This is a genomic window from Pseudomonas protegens CHA0, assembly GCF_000397205.1.
GTDB classification, from domain to species: domain Bacteria; phylum Pseudomonadota; class Gammaproteobacteria; order Pseudomonadales; family Pseudomonadaceae; genus Aquipseudomonas; species Aquipseudomonas protegens.
On the sequence record NC_021237.1, the window covers coordinates 6,179,115 to 6,199,653 of the forward strand.

The 20,539-nt window shown below is 59.7% G+C and carries 19 protein-coding genes, 2 tRNA genes and 1 rRNA gene; 9 read left to right on the plus strand and 13 right to left on the minus strand.

The features are described 5' to 3' along the window. Positions 1-13: 13 nt before the first annotated feature. From PFLCHA0_RS27700 to tyrS, 4 genes are all read right to left on the minus strand, one after another. Positions 14-89: transfer RNA gene (locus PFLCHA0_RS27700), tRNA-Ala, on the minus strand. A gap of 10 nt (positions 90-99) precedes the next feature. Then, positions 100-176, minus strand: a tRNA-Ile gene (locus PFLCHA0_RS27705). 123 nt (positions 177-299) lie between these two features. Continuing rightward, positions 300-1,838: ribosomal RNA gene (locus PFLCHA0_RS27710) — 16S ribosomal RNA — on the minus strand. Between the two features lie 552 nt (positions 1,839-2,390). After that, complete coding sequence (tyrS, locus tag PFLCHA0_RS27715; protein ID WP_015637233.1) at positions 2,391-3,590, minus strand: tyrosine--tRNA ligase; 1,200 nt, start codon at positions 3,588-3,590, stop codon at positions 2,391-2,393. Between the two features lie 209 nt (positions 3,591-3,799). Here tyrS and PFLCHA0_RS27720 point away from each other — a divergent pair, with 209 nt between their 5' ends. Together PFLCHA0_RS27720 and PFLCHA0_RS27725 are read left to right on the plus strand one after the other, a co-directional pair. Then, entirely contained in the window at positions 3,800-5,221 is a 1,422-nt protein-coding gene (locus tag PFLCHA0_RS27720) for a peptidoglycan DD-metalloendopeptidase family protein (protein WP_015637234.1), read from the plus strand. Positions 5,222-5,224: 3 nt separating this feature from the next. Continuing rightward, positions 5,225-6,316, plus strand: a complete 1,092-nt coding sequence (locus PFLCHA0_RS27725; protein WP_015637235.1) for an anhydro-N-acetylmuramic acid kinase — start codon at positions 5,225-5,227, stop codon at positions 6,314-6,316. Positions 6,317-6,386: 70 nt separating this feature from the next. Here the strand turns inward: PFLCHA0_RS27725 and erpA are convergent, their stop codons facing one another. Together erpA and argC are read right to left on the minus strand one after the other, a co-directional pair. Beyond that, the gene (gene erpA / locus PFLCHA0_RS27730; RefSeq protein ID WP_011063789.1) at positions 6,387-6,737 is read right to left on the minus strand and encodes an iron-sulfur cluster insertion protein ErpA; all 351 of its coding nucleotides are present in this window, start codon (positions 6,735-6,737) and stop codon (positions 6,387-6,389) included. A 168-nt stretch (positions 6,738-6,905) separates the two neighbouring features. Next, complete coding sequence (gene argC, locus PFLCHA0_RS27735; RefSeq protein WP_015637236.1) at positions 6,906-7,940, minus strand: N-acetyl-gamma-glutamyl-phosphate reductase; 1,035 nt, start codon at positions 7,938-7,940, stop codon at positions 6,906-6,908. Positions 7,941-8,075: 135 nt separating this feature from the next. On the opposite strand from argC, the gene hemJ reads away from it, so the two are divergent. From hemJ to coq7, 6 genes are all read left to right on the plus strand, one after another. After that, positions 8,076-8,507 (plus strand): protoporphyrinogen oxidase HemJ, encoded by a 432-nt coding sequence (gene hemJ / locus PFLCHA0_RS27740; protein WP_011063791.1) that lies wholly within the window; start codon positions 8,076-8,078, stop codon positions 8,505-8,507. Between the two features lie 32 nt (positions 8,508-8,539). Then, complete coding sequence (locus PFLCHA0_RS27745) at positions 8,540-9,508, plus strand: NAD(P)H-dependent flavin oxidoreductase (protein WP_015637237.1); 969 nt, start codon at positions 8,540-8,542, stop codon at positions 9,506-9,508. 96 nt (positions 9,509-9,604) lie between these two features. Next, positions 9,605-10,525, plus strand: coding sequence for a DUF805 domain-containing protein (locus tag PFLCHA0_RS27750; RefSeq protein WP_015637238.1), 921 nt, complete (start codon positions 9,605-9,607; stop codon positions 10,523-10,525). Between the two features lie 61 nt (positions 10,526-10,586). Next, positions 10,587-11,375 (plus strand): SDR family NAD(P)-dependent oxidoreductase, encoded by a 789-nt coding sequence (locus tag PFLCHA0_RS27755; protein ID WP_015637239.1) that lies wholly within the window; start codon positions 10,587-10,589, stop codon positions 11,373-11,375. Positions 11,376-11,445: 70 nt separating this feature from the next. Beyond that, on the plus strand, positions 11,446-11,784 hold the full coding sequence (locus PFLCHA0_RS27760) for a histidine triad nucleotide-binding protein (RefSeq protein ID WP_011063795.1): 339 nt from the start codon (positions 11,446-11,448) through the stop codon (positions 11,782-11,784). Positions 11,785-11,911: 127 nt separating this feature from the next. Next, entirely contained in the window at positions 11,912-12,559 is a 648-nt protein-coding gene (coq7, locus tag PFLCHA0_RS27765; protein WP_011063796.1) for a 2-polyprenyl-3-methyl-6-methoxy-1,4-benzoquinone monooxygenase, read from the plus strand. Positions 12,560-12,631: 72 nt separating this feature from the next. On the opposite strand, the gene PFLCHA0_RS27770 is transcribed toward coq7, so the two are convergent. Then, on the minus strand, positions 12,632-13,054 hold the full coding sequence (locus tag PFLCHA0_RS27770; RefSeq protein ID WP_009045862.1) for an OsmC family protein: 423 nt from the start codon (positions 13,052-13,054) through the stop codon (positions 12,632-12,634). A 236-nt stretch (positions 13,055-13,290) separates the two neighbouring features. Between PFLCHA0_RS27770 and crp the strand changes: the two genes are divergently transcribed. Continuing rightward, positions 13,291-13,935, plus strand: coding sequence for a cAMP-activated global transcriptional regulator CRP (gene crp / locus PFLCHA0_RS27775; protein WP_011063797.1), 645 nt, complete (start codon positions 13,291-13,293; stop codon positions 13,933-13,935). Here crp and PFLCHA0_RS27780 read toward each other — a convergent pair. The 6 genes from PFLCHA0_RS27780 to PFLCHA0_RS31775 form a co-directional block, all read right to left on the minus strand. After that, positions 13,932-14,633, minus strand: coding sequence for a lipoate--protein ligase family protein (locus PFLCHA0_RS27780; RefSeq protein WP_015637240.1), 702 nt, complete (start codon positions 14,631-14,633; stop codon positions 13,932-13,934). The genes crp and PFLCHA0_RS27780 overlap by 4 nt on opposite strands. 67 nt (positions 14,634-14,700) lie before the next feature. Then, positions 14,701-15,537, minus strand: coding sequence for an indole-3-glycerol phosphate synthase TrpC (gene trpC, locus PFLCHA0_RS27785; RefSeq protein ID WP_011063799.1), 837 nt, complete (start codon positions 15,535-15,537; stop codon positions 14,701-14,703). Continuing rightward, on the minus strand, positions 15,534-16,583 hold the full coding sequence (trpD, locus tag PFLCHA0_RS27790; protein ID WP_011063800.1) for an anthranilate phosphoribosyltransferase: 1,050 nt from the start codon (positions 16,581-16,583) through the stop codon (positions 15,534-15,536). The genes trpC and trpD overlap by 4 nt, the downstream gene beginning before the upstream one ends. A 9-nt stretch (positions 16,584-16,592) precedes the next feature. Further along, positions 16,593-17,186, minus strand: a complete 594-nt coding sequence (locus PFLCHA0_RS27795) for an aminodeoxychorismate/anthranilate synthase component II (RefSeq protein WP_015637241.1) — start codon at positions 17,184-17,186, stop codon at positions 16,593-16,595. 888 nt (positions 17,187-18,074) lie between these two features. After that, the gene (locus PFLCHA0_RS27800) at positions 18,075-19,706 is read right to left on the minus strand and encodes an ABC transporter ATP-binding protein (protein ID WP_015637242.1); all 1,632 of its coding nucleotides are present in this window, start codon (positions 19,704-19,706) and stop codon (positions 18,075-18,077) included. A 2-nt stretch (positions 19,707-19,708) separates the two neighbouring features. Then, positions 19,709-20,536, minus strand: coding sequence for an ABC transporter permease (locus tag PFLCHA0_RS31775; RefSeq protein WP_011063803.1), 828 nt, complete (start codon positions 20,534-20,536; stop codon positions 19,709-19,711). Positions 20,537-20,539 lie beyond the last annotated feature (3 nt).

The window sequence follows — 20,539 nt, forward strand, 5'->3', positions numbered from 1 at the left end:
CAGAAGCAGTTTATGGTGGAGCCAAGCGGGATCGAACCGCTGACCTCCTGCGTGCAAGGCAGGCGCTCTCCCAGCTGAGCTATGGCCCCATAACAAAATTGGTGGGTCTGGGCAGATTCGAACTGCCGACCTCACCCTTATCAGGGGTGCGCTCTAACCAACTGAGCTACAGACCCAATTTCGAGCTTGTAACTGTTAGCTTGGAGCTATCAGCTTGGAGCTTAAAGCTGCTTCTATCGTCTTCTTCAATGAATCAAGCAATTCGTGTGGGAGCTTATGAAGCAGCTGATGTCGTCGATTAAGGAGGTGATCCAGCCGCAGGTTCCCCTACGGCTACCTTGTTACGACTTCACCCCAGTCATGAATCACACCGTGGTAACCGTCCTCCCGAAGGTTAGACTAGCTACTTCTGGTGCAACCCACTCCCATGGTGTGACGGGCGGTGTGTACAAGGCCCGGGAACGTATTCACCGCGACATTCTGATTCGCGATTACTAGCGATTCCGACTTCACGCAGTCGAGTTGCAGACTGCGATCCGGACTACGATCGGTTTTATGGGATTAGCTCCACCTCGCGGCTTGGCAACCCTTTGTACCGACCATTGTAGCACGTGTGTAGCCCAGGCCGTAAGGGCCATGATGACTTGACGTCATCCCCACCTTCCTCCGGTTTGTCACCGGCAGTCTCCTTAGAGTGCCCACCATAACGTGCTGGTAACTAAGGACAAGGGTTGCGCTCGTTACGGGACTTAACCCAACATCTCACGACACGAGCTGACGACAGCCATGCAGCACCTGTCTCAATGTTCCCGAAGGCACCAATCTATCTCTAGAAAGTTCATTGGATGTCAAGGCCTGGTAAGGTTCTTCGCGTTGCTTCGAATTAAACCACATGCTCCACCGCTTGTGCGGGCCCCCGTCAATTCATTTGAGTTTTAACCTTGCGGCCGTACTCCCCAGGCGGTCAACTTAATGCGTTAGCTGCGCCACTAAGAGCTCAAGGCTCCCAACGGCTAGTTGACATCGTTTACGGCGTGGACTACCAGGGTATCTAATCCTGTTTGCTCCCCACGCTTTCGCACCTCAGTGTCAGTATCAGTCCAGGTGGTCGCCTTCGCCACTGGTGTTCCTTCCTATATCTACGCATTTCACCGCTACACAGGAAATTCCACCACCCTCTACCATACTCTAGCTTGCCAGTTTTGGATGCAGTTCCCAGGTTGAGCCCGGGGCTTTCACATCCAACTTAACAAACCACCTACGCGCGCTTTACGCCCAGTAATTCCGATTAACGCTTGCACCCTCTGTATTACCGCGGCTGCTGGCACAGAGTTAGCCGGTGCTTATTCTGTCGGTAACGTCAAAACAATCACGTATTAGGTAACTGCCCTTCCTCCCAACTTAAAGTGCTTTACAATCCGAAGACCTTCTTCACACACGCGGCATGGCTGGATCAGGCTTTCGCCCATTGTCCAATATTCCCCACTGCTGCCTCCCGTAGGAGTCTGGACCGTGTCTCAGTTCCAGTGTGACTGATCATCCTCTCAGACCAGTTACGGATCGTCGCCTTGGTGAGCCATTACCTCACCAACTAGCTAATCCGACCTAGGCTCATCTAATAGCGTGAGGTCCGAAGATCCCCCACTTTCTCCCGTAGGACGTATGCGGTATTAGCGCCCGTTTCCGGACGTTATCCCCCACTACTAGGCAGATTCCTAGGCATTACTCACCCGTCCGCCGCTCGCCACCAGGTACAAGTACCCGTGCTGCCGCTCGACTTGCATGTGTTAGGCCTGCCGCCAGCGTTCAATCTGAGCCATGATCAAACTCTTCAGTTCAAACATCTTTGGGTTTTGAGAAAACCCTAAACTTGGCTCAGCAATCGTTGGTTACATCTTTGATTTCTCGCGGAGTAACTTGTGATGCTGATAATCTTTTTGACTATCAGTCTGACTCCACAAGCACCCACACGAATTGCTTGATTCAGTTGTTAAAGAGCGGTTGGTTAAGATCTTTCGTCTCAACCGAGGCGCGCATTCTACAGCAGCCTCATTTGCTGTCAAGTGATTTTTTTAAGAAGTTTTCAAAGTTTCCTTTTTAACTTCAACCACTTGCGCTTCCGATCTCTCGTTAGCGGGAGGCGAATTCTACAGCGTTACACGCTGCTGTCAACACCTCTTTTCAACCGCTTTCGACCGAGAGGATCGAATCGTTAATAAGGCGAAAACTGACTGCCTTACCAACTGCTTCTGGCTTCGATGAACTGAAGCGTAACCGCTGTCGAAAACTGCGTAACTCATTGAATCTCAAGGAGTTTTCCGTTTCGACTGCGCCGGAAGTGGGGCGAATTATAGAGAGATATAATTCGCCGTCAACACCTATTTTCAGTTTTATTCGGATTTAAGCGTAATACGTGCAAATGCCTTCTTGCCGGCTTGGCACACATGGGTTGAACCTACTGCATATATATAGGTGCGATCGACAACCTCACCATCCACCCGCACACCACCCGAACCTAGAAGATCCCGAGCCACTGCGGCGTTCTTCACCAGCCCTGCCTTATTAAGGACAGCCGCAATCGGCATATCCTCGGCAGCAACCAGCTCGATTTCCGGCAGATCATCAGGCAGCTCGCCATCTTTCATGCGGTTACCTGCGGCACGGTGAGCATTTGCAGCAGCCTCTTCACCATGGAAGCGCGCAACAATCTCTTCGGCCAGCTTGATCTTGATGTCACGCGGGTTAGCGCCAGCATCTACATCCGCCTTGAATGCACTGATCTCATCCATGGAGCGGAAGCTGAGCAACTCGAAGTAACGCCACATCAACGCATCAGGAATGGACACCAGCTTGCCGTACATCACGCCAGGCGCCTCCTGGATACCGACATAGTTACCCAGAGACTTGGACATCTTCTTGACGCCATCCAACCCTTCGAGCAATGGCATGGTCAGAATGCACTGAGCCTCCTGACCGTAACCGCGCTGCAGCTCACGCCCCATCAGCAGGTTGAACTTCTGGTCGGTACCGCCCAGCTCGACATCGGCGCGCAATGCCACCGAGTCATAGCCTTGCACCAACGGATACAGGAACTCATGAATGGCAATCGGCTGATTGGTCGAATAGCGCTTGTCGAAGTCGTCGCGCTCGAGCATCCGCGCAACGGTGTACTGGGAAGTTAGACGAATGAAGTCCGCCGGCCCCATCTTGTCCATCCAGGTGGAGTTGAAAGCCACCTCAGTCTTGGCAGGATCAAGAATCTTGAAAACCTGGCTTTTATAGGTCTCTGCGTTTTCCAGGACCTGCTCGCGAGTCAAGGGTGGGCGCGTGGCACTTTTGCCACTGGGGTCACCGATCATGCCGGTGAAGTCGCCAATCAGGAAGATTACCTGGTGACCCAAGTCCTGGAACTGACGCAGCTTATTAATAAGTACGGTATGCCCGAGATGCAGATCCGGCGCCGTCGGATCGAAGCCAGCCTTAATGCGCAGCGGTTCGCCGCGCTTGAGCTTCTCGATCAACTCGGACTCGACCAACAACTCTTCCGCACCACGTTTGATCAGCGCTAGCTGCTCTTCAACCGACTTCATAACAGACCCGCAAGGCTCAGATTCAAAAGGGAACCAACCATACAAGATCATGGACTAATTACAAGTTTTGCCCGGCGTACGGGAGCATTCCGAAAGCAGAGTGCCCGCGCCCTTGCGTCACAGATGATTTGGTTATATTTTATACAGTTATTTCATCTTCATCATGTCATTCATCTTTTCCATTTCATCTTTTCAAAGTCAAATTACCTATGACCACCGAACCGTCTAAAGCGCCACCGCTTTATCCGAAGAGCCACCTGCTCGCCGCAAGTGGCATCGCGGCCCTTCTCAGCTTGGCCCTTCTGGTATTTCCATCCAGTGATGTAGAAGCAAAAAAAACGACATTGAGCCTTGATCTGGAAAGCCCGATCGAGCAACTGACACAAGATCAAGACGCCGCATCCACCGAACAAGCCACAAGCGAGGCCGTTGCCTCACCTTTCGCACAGATCGAAAACACCGCCGAAGACACCACGCAAACCGCAGAAACCGCACCCATGCCTGCTGCCGTGGAGGAGCCAAAAGCCCCCGGCCACAGGGAAGTTCTGGTCACCAAGGGCGACACCCTCTCCACACTCTTTGAAAAGGTTGGCCTGCCAGCCACTTCTGTCCATGAAGTACTGGCCAGCGACAAGCAGGCCAAGCAGTTCTCCCAGCTCAAGCATGGCCAGAAGCTGGAGTTCGAGCTGACGCCTGATGGCCAACTGAACAACCTGCACAGCAAGGTCAGCGACCTGGAAACCATCACCCTGACCAAAGGCCCCAAGGGCTTTACGTTCAGCCGCGTGATCACCAAGCCAGTGGTTCGTTCTGCCTATGTCCACGGCGTCATCAACAACTCGCTTTCGCAGTCTGCCGCACGCGCCGGGCTGTCCCACAGCCTGACCATGGATATGGCCAACGTTTTCGGCTACGACATCGACTTCGCCCAGGATATTCGCCAGGGTGACGAATTCGACGTGATCTATGAGCAAAAAGTCGCCAACGGCAAGGTAGTCGGCACAGGCAATATCCTCTCCGCGCGCTTCACTAACCGTGGCAAGACCTACACCGCAGTGCGCTACACCAACAAACAGGGTTCCAGCAGCTACTACACCGCTGATGGCAACAGCATGCGCAAGGCCTTCATCCGTACACCGGTGGACTTCGCTCGCATCAGTTCGCGCTTTTCCATGGGCCGCAAGCACCCGATCCTGAACAAGATCCGTGCCCACAAGGGCGTGGACTATGCCGCGCCACGGGGCACGCCAATCAAGGCTGCCGGTGATGGGAAGGTGCTGCTAGCTGGCCGTCGTGGCGGTTATGGCAATACCGTGATCATCCAGCACGGCAACACCTACCGCACCCTGTACGGCCACATGCAGGGCTTTGCCAAGGGTGTGAAGACTGGCGGCTCGGTGAAACAGGGCCAGGTCATCGGCTATATCGGTACCACCGGGCTGTCCACCGGACCGCACCTGCACTACGAGTTCCAGGTCAACGGTGTCCACGTGGATCCGCTGGGCCAGAAGCTGCCCATGGCCGACCCGATCGCCAAGGCCGAACGAGCACGCTTCCTGCAGCAGAGCCAGCCTCTGATGGCCCGGATGGATCAGGAAAAGGCCACGATGCTGGCCTCGAGCAAGCGCTAAGCCATGGCGCTCTATATAGGTGTGATGTCCGGTACCAGCCTTGATGGCCTGGACATCGCCCTGATCGAGCAAAGCCCGGCGCTCAGATTGGTCGCCACTCGCTACATCCCCATGCCCGATACCCTGCGCGCCGAACTCCTGGGTTTGTGCGCCAGTGGCCCCGACGAGATCGCCCGTTCCGCCATCGCCCAACAGCACTGGGTCGAACTGGCCGCCCAGGCCATCAACCAGCTTCTGCAACAACAGCAACTGCACCCTCAAGACATTCGCGCTATCGGCAGCCACGGACAAACCGTGCGCCATGAGCCAAGCCGCGGGTTCACGGTGCAGATCGGCAACCCGGCCCTGCTCACTGAGCTGACCGGGATCACTGTTGTCAGTGACTTCCGCAGCCGCGACGTGGCGGCGGGCGGACAAGGCGCGCCGCTAGTTCCGGCCTTTCACGAAGCCCTGTTCGCCCAGCGCCCGGGAAACCGCGCCGTGCTGAACATTGGCGGGTTCAGCAACCTGAGCCTGATCGAAACCGCCAAGCCGGTGGCCGGATTCGACTGTGGCCCGGGCAACGTCCTGCTCGATGCCTGGATCCAGGCCCAACGCGCAGAGAACTTCGACCGCAATGGCCAGTGGGCTGCCAGCGGCCAGGTTGATCCGCCCCTCCTGCAAGCCCTGCTCAGCGACCCGTTCTTCGCCACCCAAGGCCCGAAGAGCACCGGGCGCGAGGTATTCAATCTTGATTGGCTACAGCGGCATCTGAGGGCACGGGGCGCTATTGTCGCCGAAAACGTGCAGGCTACCCTTCTCGAACTGACAGCTCTAACCATCGTCGATTCGCTGCAGAGCGCTCAAAGTGACACCCAGGAGCTGCTGGTGTGCGGCGGCGGCGCGCATAACGCAGCGCTCATGGGCCGCCTGGCAGCCCTCCTCCCGCAAACACGGGTCAGCAGCACTGCGGCGTATGGCGTAGATCCCGACTGGGTAGAGGCTATGGCGTTTGCCTGGCTGGCCCACTGCTGCCTGGAAGGCATCGCTGCCAACCGGCCCAGCGTCACCGGCGCCCGTGGCCTGCGTGTACTAGGCGCCATCTACCCGGCTTGAACAGCAGACAGCAAAACGCCGCAGGATCCCAGGCCCCTGCGGCGTTCGGCGAATGGCTACTGCCGGCTGGTCAGATCGAGAACGACGACCCGCAACCACAGGTAGTGGTGGCATTGGGGTTCTTGATCACGAACCGCGAACCTTCCAGGCCTTCCTGGTAGTCCACTTCAGCACCGGCCAGGTACTGGAAGCTCATCGGATCGACCACCAGGCTCACGCCCTCGCGCTCGACGATGGTGTCATCCTCGGCCACTTCCTCATCGAAAGTGAAACCGTACTGAAACCCCGAACAACCGCCGCCCGTAACGAATACGCGCAGCTTCAAGCGATCATTACCCTCTTCATCGACCAGGGTCTTCACCTTGTGCGCTGCACCTTGAGTGAATTGCAAAGCCGTGGGGGTGAAGGATTCAACGCTCATGCTGACTATCTCCCGGCGTTAAGCCGCCATACTGCGTAATGACGCGCATTATCCGCTTCTCCCAGAAAAGCGGTCAACTATTGTTACGGTATATCAATAGTCGTACAGCCACCCGTATAAAGCAGAAAGGCCCGTCAGACGGGCCTTTTTGTTCACGCAAAAACGACGTTAAGGCAGCATGCCCGCGTGGGACAGCCCCAGACGCTCATCCAGGCCGAACAGGATATTGAGGTTCTGCACCGCCTGGCCCGAAGCGCCCTTGACCAGGTTGTCGATGACCGACAGTACCACTACCAGATCACCATCCTGCGGCCGGTGCACGGCAATCCGGCACACGTTGGCACCCCGCACACTGCGGGTCTCCGGATGGCTGCCGGCCGGCATTACATCGACAAACGGCTCATTGGCATAACGCTTCTCGAACAACGCCTGCAGATCCACCGACTTATCCACCACCGTGGAGTAGAGCGTGGAGTGGATACCGCGAATCATCGGCGTCAGGTGCGGTACGAACGTCAGGCCAACTTCCTTGCCTGCTGCCCGGCGCAGGCCTTGACGGATTTCCGGCAAATGACGGTGCCCCTTGACCGCATAGGCCTTCATGCTCTCGGAAGTTTCCGAGTACAGCGACCCGACGCTGGCGCCACGGCCAGCACCGCTGACACCGGATTTGCAGTCGGCGATCAGCCGGGAAGTGTCGGCAAGGCCGGCTTCCAGCAGCGGCAGGAAACCGAGCTGGGTTGCGGTTGGATAGCAGCCAGGAACCGCAATCAAACGGGCTTTCTTGATCTGTTCGCGATTGACTTCCGGCAGGCCGTAGACCGCTTCGTCCAGCAATTGAGGAGCACCGTGAGGCTGACCGTACCACTTGGCCCACTCATCGGCATCCTGCAGGCGGAAGTCTGCCGATAGGTCGATGACCTTGGTCCCCGCAGCCAGCAGCTCGCCAGCCAGTGCATGCGCCACGCCATGGGGGGTGGCAAAGAACACCACGTCACAGGCACCAAGGGTCTTGATATCCGGCACGCTGAACGCCAGGCCGTCGTAATGGCCACGCAGGTTCGGGTACATATCGGCAACGGCCAGGCCAGCCTCGGATCGCGAAGTGATGACTTCCACTCGCGCTTGCGGATGCTGTGCCAACAGACGCAGCAGTTCGACACCGGTGTAACCCGTGCCGCCGACGATACCGACCTTGACCATAAACCTGCCCTCAACGAACCCACTGGAAAGCTGCCGATAATAGGGGCGGCGCGCCCCTGCGACAACCGTCAAGGTGACGTGCGGACGCTCTACCCTCTACTATCTTCGCCACCGTGAACCTGGGAATAACTAAAAATGCTCTATCTATGGCTCAAAGCCTTTCATATCGTCAGCGTGGTCTGCTGGTTTGCCGGCCTTTTCTACCTGCCACGCCTGTTCGTTTACCACGCCCAAAGCGAGGACAGCATCAGCCGCGAGCGCTTCTGCCTGATGGAACGCAAGCTGTACCGCTTCATCATGGGGCCTGCGATGATCGCGGCACTGATCTTTGGCATCTGGCTGATCAGCCTCAACCCCAGCGCGTATTTCGGCCAGGGCGGCTGGATGCACGCCAAACTGACCCTGGTGGTCATCCTCATCGGCTATCACCACATGTGCGGCGCGCAAGTGAAGCGCTTCGCCCGTGGCGAAAACACCCGCAGCCATGTCTTTTATCGCTGGTTCAATGAAGTACCGGTTCTGATATTGCTGGCTATTGTAATTTTGGTCGTTGTACGGCCGTTCTAACTCTAACTAGTCGCTTCCCTGGGGGTACTCCAATGTCACTGCCCGCTTTGCTCGAACAACGTCTGCGCCTGCCCCTGGTGGCCGCGCCGATGTTTCTGATCTCCAACCCGGAACTGGTCCTGGCCTGCTGTCGCAATGGTGTGGTGGGTAGCTTTCCCGCCCTCAATCAGCGCGAAAGTAGCGGTTTCAAGGCCTGGCTGGAGGAGATCGAAGCGGGCCTGGCCAAGCTGGAGAACCCTGCTCCCTACGCCGTGAACCTGATCGTGCACAACAGCAACCCACGGCTGCAGGCCGACTTGCAGATCTGCATCGAGCACAAGGTACCGATCGTCATCACCAGCCTCGGCGCGGTCAAGGAAGTAGTGGACGCCGTGCACAGCTACGGCGGCCTGGTATTTCATGACGTGACCACCCGCCGGCACGCAGAGAAAGCCGCCGAGGCGGGTGTCGATGGGCTGATCGCCGTCGCAGCCGGAGCGGGTGGCCATGCAGGCACCTGGAGCCCCTTCTCTCTGGTCGCCGAGATCCGCCAGTTCTTCGACAAGACCCTGCTACTGGCCGGCTGCCTGACCCGGGGCCACGAGATTCTTGCCGCACAGCTGCTTGGCGCCGACCTCGCCTACTTGGGCACCCGCTTTATCGGTACCACCGAAAGCCACGCACCGGATGCCTATAAAGAGATGCTACTCAGCTCTCGAGCCGCCGACATCGTGCATACCGCCGCGGTTTCTGGAGTACCTGCCAGCTTCATGCGCCAAAGCCTGGAGAACGCAGGTTTCGACCTGGCCGCCCTGCAAGGCAAAGGTGAGATCAACTTCGGCTCCAAGCTCAAACCCATCAGTGATGAGGCAAAAGCCTGGAAAACCGTCTGGTCCGCAGGCCAGGGGGTCTGTGAAATCGACGACCTGCCCAGCGTCGACCAATTGATCGCGCGCCTGGACAGCGAATATCAGGCGGCCCAGCAACGCGCCAGCCAACTGAGCAAACGCTGGCCACGTTAACCCGTTCTCATTAGTTTTTTGGCCAGCCGAGGGGCGCTGGCCTTAAACTGTCGGTCTTTTATGTAAACCTTCTTTTCAAGTGACAGGGATGCCCCCATGAGCGAAACCCGCTACAAGATCGTTTTCGACGGCACATTGCTGCCCGGCGTGGAAAAAGCCACTGCCCAACTGAACCTCGCCGAACTGTTCAAAAGCGATGCGGCCGCCGTAGAACGCCTGTTCAGCGGCCAGCAGGTGGAGCTCAAGCGCGACCTGACGCAGGCCGACGCCCAGCGCTATCTGGAAGCATTGAAGAACGCCGGGATCGATGCCCGCATCGAATCCGAGCAGGCCCTGAAGCTGGATCTAGACGCAGTAACCCCCACACCCAGGGCCAGCAGCCTCAGCGAGTCACCCTATGCGCCCCCGCAAGCCGTAGTAGGCGATGCAATCCCACAATACGCCGCACTCAACGTATTCAGCTTCGAAGGCCGTATCGGTCGCCTGCGCTACCTGGCCTGGACTCTGGTCCTGACGGTGGCCATGCTGGCCGTGGTCGGGGTAGGCGCCTTCTTCGGTATCCTGTCCGCGGCGGTGTTCAATTCCACCCTGCTCACCGGCCTGGGGATTGTCGGCGGCATCGTGGTCTTCATCGGCTTCCTCGTGGTCAGCATTCAGATCAGCGTGCAGCGCCTGCACGATCTCGGCTGGTCGGGCTGGCTGTGGCTGCTGAACTTCGTGCCCATCGTCGGCAGCATCTTCCCTCTGGTGCTGATGGTCAGCCCGGGCAGCAACGTGGCCAACCGCTACGGCGCACCACCACCGCCCAACACCACCGCCGTCAAGGTGCTGTCCTGGATGTGGGTCGTCCTGATCGTCGTGCTGATCGTGGGCATGGTGGCCGGCGGTCTGAGCTCCCTGGAAGATCGCTACAGCGAAACCAGCTACAGCGAAAGCATCGACTCCAGCAACGCCGATGAAGATGCCGAACCCGCCGATATCGCCGCCCCTGTAGAATCCGAGTCCGAGCAAGAATAAACGCGCCCGGGCCTGCGACCCTCCCCGTCGCAGGCCGCCGGCCGTTGCGATGGAGAAATGCATGACCCGTTACGCTCTGATCACTGGTGCTTCCAGCGGCATAGGCCTGGCCCTGGCCGAAGCACTGGCCCGGCGCGGCCGTAACTTGATTCTCGTGGCCCGTCAGCGTGATCAGCTGGAATGCATCGCCCTGGAATTGACCCAGCGCTTCGGCGTCGAAGTGCTGTTCCGCGCCTGCGACCTGGGCGAACCACTGCGCCTGTCCGGTTTCCTGCTGGAGCTGGAGGAGGGTGACCGGCAGATCGACCTGCTGGTCAATTGCGCCGGCATCGGCACCAGCGGCCCGTTCCTGGCCCAGGACTGGATGACCGAGCAGGACCTGATCGAGGTCAACATCCTCGCCCTCACCCGCCTGTGTCATGCCCTGGGCAACAGCATGGCGCTGCTGGGCGGCGGGCAGATCCTCAATGTCGCCTCGGTGGCAGCCTTCTATCCCGGCCCCTGGATGAGCAGCTACTACGCCAGCAAGGCCTATGTCCTGCATTTCTCCGAAGGGTTGCGCGAAGAATTGAAGAAGTGCGCGGTGAAGGTCTCGGTACTCTGCCCGGGGCCGACCCGCACCGCATTTTTCCGCACCGCACAAATGGACACCACCAAACTCAAGGACAGCAAGCTGCTCATGAGCCCCGAGGAGGTCGCGCTGTATGCGATCCGCGCCCTGGAAAAGAACCGCGCCATCATCATTCCCGGCCGCCTGAACCGCTGGATGGCCTTCAGCGCCCGCCTGAGTTCACGCTGGCTGACCCGCAAGATCGTCGGTTACGTCAATCGGGCCTACTGCCCACGTTAAGAGTCGGGGCTGGGCGCACCTTGTGCACCTGAGTACACTCGGCCCGGACCAACCCAATGGAGAAACAGCTGTGGATACTCTGTTCACCAAGATCATCAACAGAGAAATACCCGCGAAGATCATCTACGAGGACGACCAGGTTCTGGCCTTCCACGATATTGCCCCGCAAGCGCCGGTGCATTTCCTGGTGATCCCGAAGAAACCCATCCGTACCCTCAACGACCTCACCGAGGACGACAAGACCCTGGCCGGACACATTCTGTTCACCGCCCAGCGCCTGGCCAAGGAGCAAGGCTGCGAAGACGGCTTCCGGGTGGTCATGAACTGCAACGAGCTGGGTGGGCAGACCGTGTATCACATTCACATGCACGTGCTGGGTCAGCGCCAGATGAACTGGCCGCCGGGCTGATTGCCCCCACCCACCCCTTGCGCAGCGCCCTCTCGGACCATCGAGGACGAGGGTGCGCTGATCCAGCGCAGTTTTCGCTCCTTTGATTGGAGTAAACTGGCCGCCGAGATTTCTCCCGGAGATAAGCATGACTACCCAACGTCACTACTCGCCGATCGACCGCCTGCTGTTGCAAGCCGATATGGCGATGCGCACGCTGCTGCCTTTCAGCGGCCAACCTTATCGCCCGTCGCCGGCCATCGTGCAGCCGGAAGCGCAGATGAGTGACGAGGACACCCGGCACGTGGCCGGCCTGATGCGCATCAACCACACCGGGGAAGTCTGCGCCCAGGCGCTGTACCAGGGCCAGGCCCTGACCGCCAAGCTGCCTCAGGTACGCCAGGCCATGGAACATGCCGCCGAAGAAGAAATCGACCACCTGGCCTGGTGCGAACAGCGCATCCGCCAGTTGGGTAGCCACCCGAGCGTGCTCAACCCGCTGTTCTACGGTTTGTCCTTCGGCATCGGCGCCGCGGCAGGCCTGATCAGCGACAAGGTCAGCCTGGGGTTCGTTGCCGCCACTGAAGACCAGGTGTGCAAGCACCTGAACGAGCATCTGGAGCAACTGCCGGCCGAAGACGAAAAGTCCCGAGCGATTCTCGAACAGATGCGCATCGACGAAGAACATCACGCTGAAACCGCGCTCGAAGCCGGCGGGTTCCGCTTCCCGGCGCCGGTGAAATTCGGCATGAGCCTGCTGGCCAAGGTCATGACCAAGAGCACCTACCGGATCTGATTCCAAACCACGGGCATCAAAAAGGGCGCTATCGAAGCGCCCTTTTCTTTTACCGCCAGAATCCGCGCGGGTTCAGCCCAGCTCGACGATTTCGTAATCGTGAGTGATGGCCACACCGGCCGCGCCGAGCATGATCGACGCCGAGCAGTATTTCTCGGCAGACAGCTCGATGGCCCGCTTGACCTGGGCCTCTTTGAGGCCCCGGCCCTTGACCACGAAATGCATGTGGATCTTGGTGAAGACCTTGGGGTCTTCGGTGGCACGCTCGGCATCCAGGAACGCCTCGCAGCTTTCAACCGCCTGGCGCGACTTCTTGAGAATGCTGACCACATCGAAGTTGCTGCAACCGCCCACGCCGAGCAGGAGCATTTCCATAGGGCGAACACCCAGGTTGCGGCCACCGGCTTCCGGCGGGCCATCCATCACCACTACGTGGCCACTGCCCGATTCGCCGAGGAACATGGCTTCGCCAGCCCATTGGATGCGTGCCTTCATCGCCAAGACTCCACTGTTAAAAAAGGGTCGCCAGCTTAGCACAGGGTTTTCCAGCCACAGCGCTTTGACCGTTTGTCCCTCAATACCGGTTTTCGATAAGAAAAATCTTAATTGAGCCAAGGACGTGTCTGTTAAGCTGACGCCAAATGACTGGCGCATCGCCAGCGTTCAACACCTTCGTTTTACGCCCCATAAAAAAAACACCTCATACCGTGCAGTCTTTTCGGGATACAACCATGGTTGCTATTGCCCCCACCCCCAAGATCAAAAATCTCGACAAGTTGCTCATGCACTGTCAACGCCGCCGGTATCAGGCCAAGAGCAACATCATCTGCGCCGGTGATGTGTCCGACAGCCTGTACTTCATCATCAAGGGCTCGGTGACCATCCTCATCGAAGACGATGACGGTCGGGAGATGATCATCGCCTACCTCAATGCCGGAGACTTCTTCGGCGAACTGGGGCTCTTCGAAGAGGCCGGCCATGAGCAGCAGCGCAGCGCCTGGGTGCGCGCCAAGGTAGAGTGCGAGGTTGCCGAGATCAGCTACGCCAAGTTCCGCGAACTGTCGCAGAACGACCCGGACATCCTCTATGTGCTCAGCGGGCAGATCGCCCAGCGCCTGCGCAACACCACGCGCAAGGTCGGCGACCTGGCGTTCTTCGACGTGACCGGGCGGGTGGCCCGCTGCCTGCTGGAGCTGTGCAAGCAACCGGACGCCATGACCCACCCGGATGGCATGCAGATCAAGATCACCCGCCAGGAAATCGGCCGGATCGTCGGTTGTTCACGGGAAATGGTCGGTCGCGTCCTCAAGGATCTGGAAGAACGCAACCTGGTTCACGTCAAGGGCAAGACCATGGTGGTATTCGGCACCCGCTAATCCCCCAGGAAACCCTTGAGCATCTGTCGGTACAGGCTCTCCAACCGCACTAGCGCATCGGGCGCCGCAAAGGCCTCGTGCAGGGCGATATGACTTTCGGCCCGGCAGCGCTGTTCCAGGCCACAGGCCTGATTGAAAGTATTGACCGCGTTCACCATCGAATCGCGTTCGTTATCCAGCAGCAAGGCACCATGCACCAGGCCCACTGGCCGCTGGCCACCCTTGCTCTGACGCCAGCGCTGGGCGGTGCCGACCATCTTGCGCCCGTCCAGGTTGACGTTGAAGCGACCATCGCAGAACGCCCCTTCCACTTCGCCCAATGACGGGTTGCCCCCCAGCTCGCTGAGCAGGTCGCAGATCGGCTGACACAGGCGCCGGTACGCGGTTTCGATCCGGCCCTGATCCCCTTCGCTGCGCGGCGGGGCGTAGACCAGTGCGATGTTCACCGTGGCCGCCGACTGCGGCACCGGCTCGCCGCCGGTTTCGCGCAACAGCACCGGCCAGCCGTTGGCGGCCGACTCCTCGCAGGCCCGTTCAAATCCAGGCAGGCGGCTCAAGCGCCGAGGCATCACCAGCGCCCGGTCACTGGGCTGCCAGAACAGCAGGCCGAACTCTTGTTCACCGGTACACACCAGGGCCAGCAGATCTTGCTCGGCCTGCAGGCCGGCTTCGACAGTCAAGGCAAGGGGTTGAGTCATGGCAGTAGAAATCCTTGGCGATAGGCATGAAAAAGCCGGCATCGCCGGCTTGTTCATTGTCACGGGTTCAGTCCAGGGTCGAGCCGCTGACCGGCACGCCGCGCTCAGGGAAGAACAGACGCTGCAATTCGCTGCCCGGGCTTTCGGCACGCATGAACGCCTCACCCACCAGGAACGAATAGACATCGCTGATTTCCATCAGCTCGACATCGGCACGGTTGAGGATGCCGCTCTCGGTAATCACCAGGCGCTCGCGGGGAATGCGTGGCAGCAGGTCGAGGGTGGTCTCCAGATTGACTTCGAAGGTGTGCAGGTTGCGGTTGTTGACCCCAACCAGCGGTGTGTCGAGGGTCTTCAACGCCCGCTCCAGCTCATCACCATCATGCACTTCCACCAGCACATCCAGGCCAACGCCCTTGGCCACCGCCGCCAGCTCCGCCATCCGCGCGTCATCCAGCGCAGCGACAATCAGCAATACGCAGTCGGCGCCCAGGGCACGGGCTTCGACGATCTGGTACGGGTCGATCATGAAGTCCTTGCGGATCACCGGCAGCTTGCAGGCGGCGCGGGCCTGCTGCAGGTACGCATCGGCACCCTGGAAGTAATCGACATCGGTCAGCACGGACAGACAAGTGGCACCGCCTTTCTCGTAGCTCTTGGCAATGTCCGCCGGAACGAAGTTCTCACGGATCACGCCTTTGCTCGGCGAAGCCTTCTTGATCTCGGCTATCACTGCCGGCTGCTTGAGCTTGACCTGATCCTGCAAGGCCCGGGCGAAACCCCGTGGTGCATCGGCAGCACGCGCCAGGGTTTCCAGCTCGGCCAGGCTGACGCGGGCGCTGCGCTCGGCAACCTCCTCGGCTTTACGGGCGAGGATTTTTTCCAGAACTGTCGGCACACTCATCCTTCATTCTCCTGCTTGAACACCGCGGTAAAGGCACCCAGCTCTTCGAGCTTCTCCCGGGCCAGGCCGGTGTGCAAGGCGTCGTGAGCCAGGGCCACGCCCTCTTTCAGGCTACTGGCATGATCGGCGGCATACAGCGCCGCACCCGCATTGAGCACAATCATTTCGGCGGCCTTCTGGCCATGCTCGGTCTTGCGGCGCCCCAGGGCATCGCGGATCAGCTCCAGGGAGGCCGCCGGGCTTTCCACCACCAGGCCGAACAGACTCTGGCTCTTCATGCCCAGATCCTCGGGCTGTACCCAGTACTCGGTGATCTGGTCATTCTTCAGCTCGGCCACATAGGTGGGCGCAGCCAGGCTGAACTCGTCCAGACCATCCTGGGAATGCACCACCAGAACGTGCTTGCTGCCCAGGCGTTGCAAGACTTCGGCCAAGGGCCGGCACAACGCCTGAGTGAACACGCCTACCACCTGATGCTTGACTCCGGCCGGATTCGTAAGCGGGCCGAGCATGTTGAACAGGGTGCGCAGGCCAAGGTCGCGACGCGGGCCGGCGGCATATTTCATCGCCCCGTGATGGGACTGGGCAAACATGAAGCCGATGCCGACGTTATCGATGCAGCGCGCCACCTGGACCGGGGTCAGGTTCAAATAGATCCCTGCCGCTTCCAGCAGGTCGGCGCTGCCGCTCTTGCCGGACACCGCGCGGTTGCCGTGCTTGGCCACAGTGCAACCGGCCGCTGCGACCACAAAGGAGGAAGCCGTGGACACGTTGAAGATGTTCGCCCCGTCGCCGCCGGTGCCCACTACATCCACCACGCCATCCAGGGTTTTCAGCTCGACCCGGTCCGCCAGCTCGCGCATTGCCGATACCGCACCGACGATCTCGTCGATGCTTTCGCTTTTCATGCGCATGGCCATCATGAAGGCGCCAATCTGCGCATCGGTGCATTGGCCGGTCATGATTTCACGCATTACCGAACGCATTTCTTCGGTGCTCAGGTCCAGGTGGCCGACGATACGGCTCAAGGCAGTCTTGATATCCATGAAAAGTCCTTAGCGCGTGCCGCCGCTCTGTTTGAGAAAGTTGGCGAACAGCTCGTGGCCCTGCTCGGTGAGAATAGACTCGGGGTGAAATTGCACCCCCTCGATATTCAGCGTCTTGTGGCGCAACCCCATGATCTCGTCGACGGAGCCGTCTTCCAGCTGGGTCCAGGCCGTGACTTCGAGGCACTCGGGCAAGCTCTCGTGCTTGACCACCAGCGAGTGGTAACGGGTTACGGTCAGCGGCATGTTCAGGCCGTTGAACACCCCCAGGTCACGGTGGAACACCGGGCTGATCTTGCCGTGCATCACTTGCCGGGCACGCACCACCTGGCCGCCAAAGGCCTGGCCGATGGACTGATGCCCCAGGCATACGCCGAGAATCGGCAGCTTGCCGGCGAAATGCTTGATCGCCTCGATGGAAATACCGGCTTCGGTCGGCGTGCAAGGCCCGGGCGAGACCACGATGCGCTCGGGCTTGAGCGCCTCGATCTGAGCCACGGTCAGTTCGTCATTGCGCACTACCTTCACCTCAGCTCCCAACTCGCCCAGGTACTGGACGACGTTGTAGGTGAAGGAGTCGTAGTTATCAATCATCAGCAGCATACATGCTCCAACTTATTGATTTTAAAGTAGGTGTGCATGCAACTCAGGGTGTCGATATGCACATTGATATACACAAGCGCAGTGGAGCGTGCCGGGCGAGCTTGCGCACCCGAATGCTGCAAGCTGTCGGCAGGGCAGACAAGGTGATGGAATTGAACCGCCTTATCTATGCAATGTCGCTCAGCTCGCCACGCCATCGTCGGCCATCGCCAGCGCAAGCCGGCAGAACGTTGGGCATGACGATGCACCCGATGGCATTGCCGCCGGGCGAAGGTGTACTGCGTGGGGAGACTGATTGGCATGCAGCGTTCTCCTGGGGTTTGGAGCCGCCGTGCCGGAGAGCTATTAGATCCTTGATCCCTGCTTGCCGATTACGGCGGCAGGGTTCGGTTAAAAAACCGCAACGACGTGCCGCTTCCTATTGGAAGCGCCACCACTGACTAAAACGAATCGTTGCAATGTAAAGCATAGGACCTAACCGTAATTGAGCACTCGACGGCGTTCCGCAGCCGAGCTTCGAGGCGCGATTGTACCGTTCATCAAGGGGCTGCGTCGATTGCAATTTGCCGCTGGGTCTTGCGGCACTCACTCCGATGGTTGATACCTGCCCCACTCCGTTGGAGCGCAATGCATGGCTGGCCCCGCGTATGCCGTGCGCTCCAGAGCGCCGGGCGGCACGACATGCAAACCGTTTTGCGCAGCCCGCCTCGGCAGCTGGCTTGGAGGCCCTTTAAACGCCACAAGTCCATCACCGAAACGGCGCGGTTCGTAATGTGGTGGCCGCCTGCTTGCTCTCCTTTGTCGTGCGGCTCAAGGGGCATTACGCCTCTGCCAGAACAGGAAGCACGGCCACTTGATCAAAGGGGCGCTATTCTTACCATGGCCAAGTCAGGAAACCAGCGCCCTTTTCTCCAGCAAATGGTCGAGCCAGTCCGGATCCATTTCTGGCTCACTGGAGAACAACAAGCCGGTGTAGTCGCGGTACGGCGGGGTAAAGATCTCCTCCCGGCAGCCGTGATCGACCACCTTCCCACGCTGCATCACCAGTACCTCGTCGGCAATGGCGCGCACGGTGGCGACGTCGTGGGTGATGAACAAGTAGGCCACGCCCAGTTGCTGCTGGATGCGGTTGAGCAGCTTCAGAACGCCTTCGGCCACCAGTTGGTCGAGGGCCGAGGTGACTTCGTCGCAGATGATCAGTTGCGGCTCGGCCGCCAGAGCCCGGGCGATACAGATTCGCTGCTTCTGCCCGCCAGACAGTTCGCGGGGCTGGCGATCCATGTACAACGCCGGGTCCAGCTCGATCATCTCCAATAGCTCGGCGACCCGCTGGCGCAGCGCCTGGCCCTTGAGGCCGAGGTAGAAACTCAGCGGCCGGCCGATGATGTCGACGATGCGCTGGCGCGGGTTGAGCGCGGTGTCGGGGATCTGGTAAATCATCTGCAATCGGCGCAATTGCTCCTTGCTGCGCTGGCGATAATCAGCTGGCAGCGCTTTTCCGTCATACAACACCTGGCCGCTGGTCGGCGGCAACAACCCGGTGATCAAGCGTGCCGTAGAGCTCTTGCCGCTGCCCGACTCGCCGATCACCGCCAGGGTCTGGCCACGATAGAGCTTGAGCGAGACATCATGCAGCACCGGCTGATGGCCGTAGCTGGCGCTGGCCTTGCGTACCTCCAGCAGCGGTGTTGCCTGCGGTGGGCACGGCTTGGGTTCGGTGCGCAAGCTACGTACTGCCCACAGCGATTTGGTGTAATCCTGCTGCGGGGCGTCGAGCATGGTCCGGGTGTCGGCCTCCTCCACCAACTTGCCGTGACGCAGAACCATGATGCGATCGGCCATTTGCGCCACCACTGCCAGGTCGTGGCTGATGTACAAGGCGGCGCTCCCGTAGGTTTTCACCGCATCGCGAATCGCCACCAGCACTTCGATCTGGGTGGTGACATCCAGCGCCGTGGTCGGTTCGTCGAAGATGATCAGGTCCGGGTGGCAGGCCATGGCCATGGCGGTCATCACCCGTTGCAACTGACCGCCGGAGACCTGGTGCGGGTAGCGCTGGCCGATCTGCTCGGGGTTGGGCAGACGCAGTATGCGGTAGAGCTCCACTGCTTCGGCTTGTGCCTTGGCACGGTCGATACCAGCGTTCCTTACCGCGGTTTCGACATGCTGGTCGATCAGCCGGTGCGCGGGGTTGAACGAGGCCGCCGCGCTTTGCGCGACATAGGCGATACGCAGGCCGCGCAGCTTGCGCAGGGCTTCGGGCTTGGCGCCCACCAGTTCCTGGCCATCGAAGCGCACCGAGCCACCCGTGATACGGCAACCGTCGCGCACATAACCCATGGAGGCCAGGCCCAGAGTCGACTTTCCCGCCCCCGATTCACCAATCAGGCCCAGTACTTCGCCCCGCTGCAAGCTCAAGTCGATGCCTTTGATCAGCGGGTGCCAAGCGTCCTGATAATGGCCTTCAATACGCAGGTCGTGGATTTCCAGTAGCGGCTTGTCACTTGGATGAACGGTCATGCTCAGCACTCCTTCAGGCCGCTGGAAAGATGCAGCACCCAGTCCACGACAAAGTTGACGCTGACGGTGATCAGCGCCACTGCCAGGGCCGGCAGCAGCGGGCTGATATCGCCGAAGGTGATCAGCACGGCATTGTCGCGGACCATGCTGCCCCAGTCGGCGGTCGGCGGCTGGATGCCCAGGCCCAGGAACGACAACGCACTGATGAACAGAAACACGAAGCAAAAACGCAGGCCGAACTCGGCAATCAGCGGCGCGGCGGCATTGGGCAGCACCTCGCGGCTGACCAGCCACCACAGCCCTTCCCCACGCAGCCGGGCGGCCTCGACGAAGTCCTGGACCACCACGGTCATCGCCACCGCCCGTGACAGGCGAAACACCCGGGTGGCATCCAGCAGCGCGATCACCAGCACCAGCGAGGTGGCGTTGGTGCCGACCACGCTGAGGATCAGCAAGGCAAAGATCAGCTGCGGGATGGCCATGAGGATATCCACCAGCCGCGACAGGCCCTGGTCGATCCAGCCGCCCCTGATCGCCGCTACCAGCCCGCAGAAACCGCCGACGGCAAAGGCCAATAGCGTCGTCAGGAAGGCAATCCCCAGAGTGTTGCGCGCGCCATACACCAGGCGGCTGAACATGTCGCGGCCCAGGTTATCGGTACCCAGCAGGAACTGCCCGCCCCAGGGCGCAAAACCTTCGCCGACCACTTCAGTCTCGCCATACGGCGCCAGCACCGGCGCGAACAGCGCCACCAGTATGTAGGCAACAATCACCAGCAGGCCGAACTGGGCGCTCATGGGCGCCCGCAACAACGCTTTGATCAGGCTCATGGC

Excerpts from the sequence above, each read along its gene's own strand:
- tyrS (WP_015637233.1), bottom strand. The coding sequence starts at position 3,590 with ATGAAGTCGGTTGAAGAGCAGCTAGCGCTGATCAAACGTGGTGCGGAA.
- PFLCHA0_RS27720 (WP_015637234.1), top strand. The coding sequence starts at position 3,800 with ATGACCACCGAACCGTCTAAAGCGCCACCGCTTTATCCGAAGAGCCAC.
- PFLCHA0_RS27725 (WP_015637235.1), top strand. The coding sequence starts at position 5,225 with ATGGCGCTCTATATAGGTGTGATGTCCGGTACCAGCCTTGATGGCCTG.
- erpA (WP_011063789.1), bottom strand. The coding sequence starts at position 6,737 with ATGAGCGTTGAATCCTTCACCCCCACGGCTTTGCAATTCACTCAAGGT.
- argC (WP_015637236.1), bottom strand. The coding sequence starts at position 7,940 with ATGGTCAAGGTCGGTATCGTCGGCGGCACGGGTTACACCGGTGTCGAA.
- hemJ (WP_011063791.1), top strand. The coding sequence starts at position 8,076 with ATGCTCTATCTATGGCTCAAAGCCTTTCATATCGTCAGCGTGGTCTGC.
- PFLCHA0_RS27745 (WP_015637237.1), top strand. The coding sequence starts at position 8,540 with ATGTCACTGCCCGCTTTGCTCGAACAACGTCTGCGCCTGCCCCTGGTG.
- PFLCHA0_RS27750 (WP_015637238.1), top strand. The coding sequence starts at position 9,605 with ATGAGCGAAACCCGCTACAAGATCGTTTTCGACGGCACATTGCTGCCC.
- PFLCHA0_RS27755 (WP_015637239.1), top strand. The coding sequence starts at position 10,587 with ATGACCCGTTACGCTCTGATCACTGGTGCTTCCAGCGGCATAGGCCTG.
- coq7 (WP_011063796.1), top strand. The coding sequence starts at position 11,912 with ATGACTACCCAACGTCACTACTCGCCGATCGACCGCCTGCTGTTGCAA.
- PFLCHA0_RS27770 (WP_009045862.1), bottom strand. The coding sequence starts at position 13,054 with ATGAAGGCACGCATCCAATGGGCTGGCGAAGCCATGTTCCTCGGCGAA.
- crp (WP_011063797.1), top strand. The coding sequence starts at position 13,291 with ATGGTTGCTATTGCCCCCACCCCCAAGATCAAAAATCTCGACAAGTTG.
- PFLCHA0_RS27780 (WP_015637240.1), bottom strand. The coding sequence starts at position 14,633 with ATGACTCAACCCCTTGCCTTGACTGTCGAAGCCGGCCTGCAGGCCGAG.
- trpC (WP_011063799.1), bottom strand. The coding sequence starts at position 15,537 with ATGAGTGTGCCGACAGTTCTGGAAAAAATCCTCGCCCGTAAAGCCGAG.
- trpD (WP_011063800.1), bottom strand. The coding sequence starts at position 16,583 with ATGGATATCAAGACTGCCTTGAGCCGTATCGTCGGCCACCTGGACCTG.
- PFLCHA0_RS27795 (WP_015637241.1), bottom strand. The coding sequence starts at position 17,186 with ATGCTGCTGATGATTGATAACTACGACTCCTTCACCTACAACGTCGTC.
- PFLCHA0_RS27800 (WP_015637242.1), bottom strand. The coding sequence starts at position 19,706 with ATGACCGTTCATCCAAGTGACAAGCCGCTACTGGAAATCCACGACCTG.
- PFLCHA0_RS31775 (WP_011063803.1), bottom strand. The coding sequence starts at position 20,536 with ATGAGCCTGATCAAAGCGTTGTTGCGGGCGCCCATGAGCGCCCAGTTC.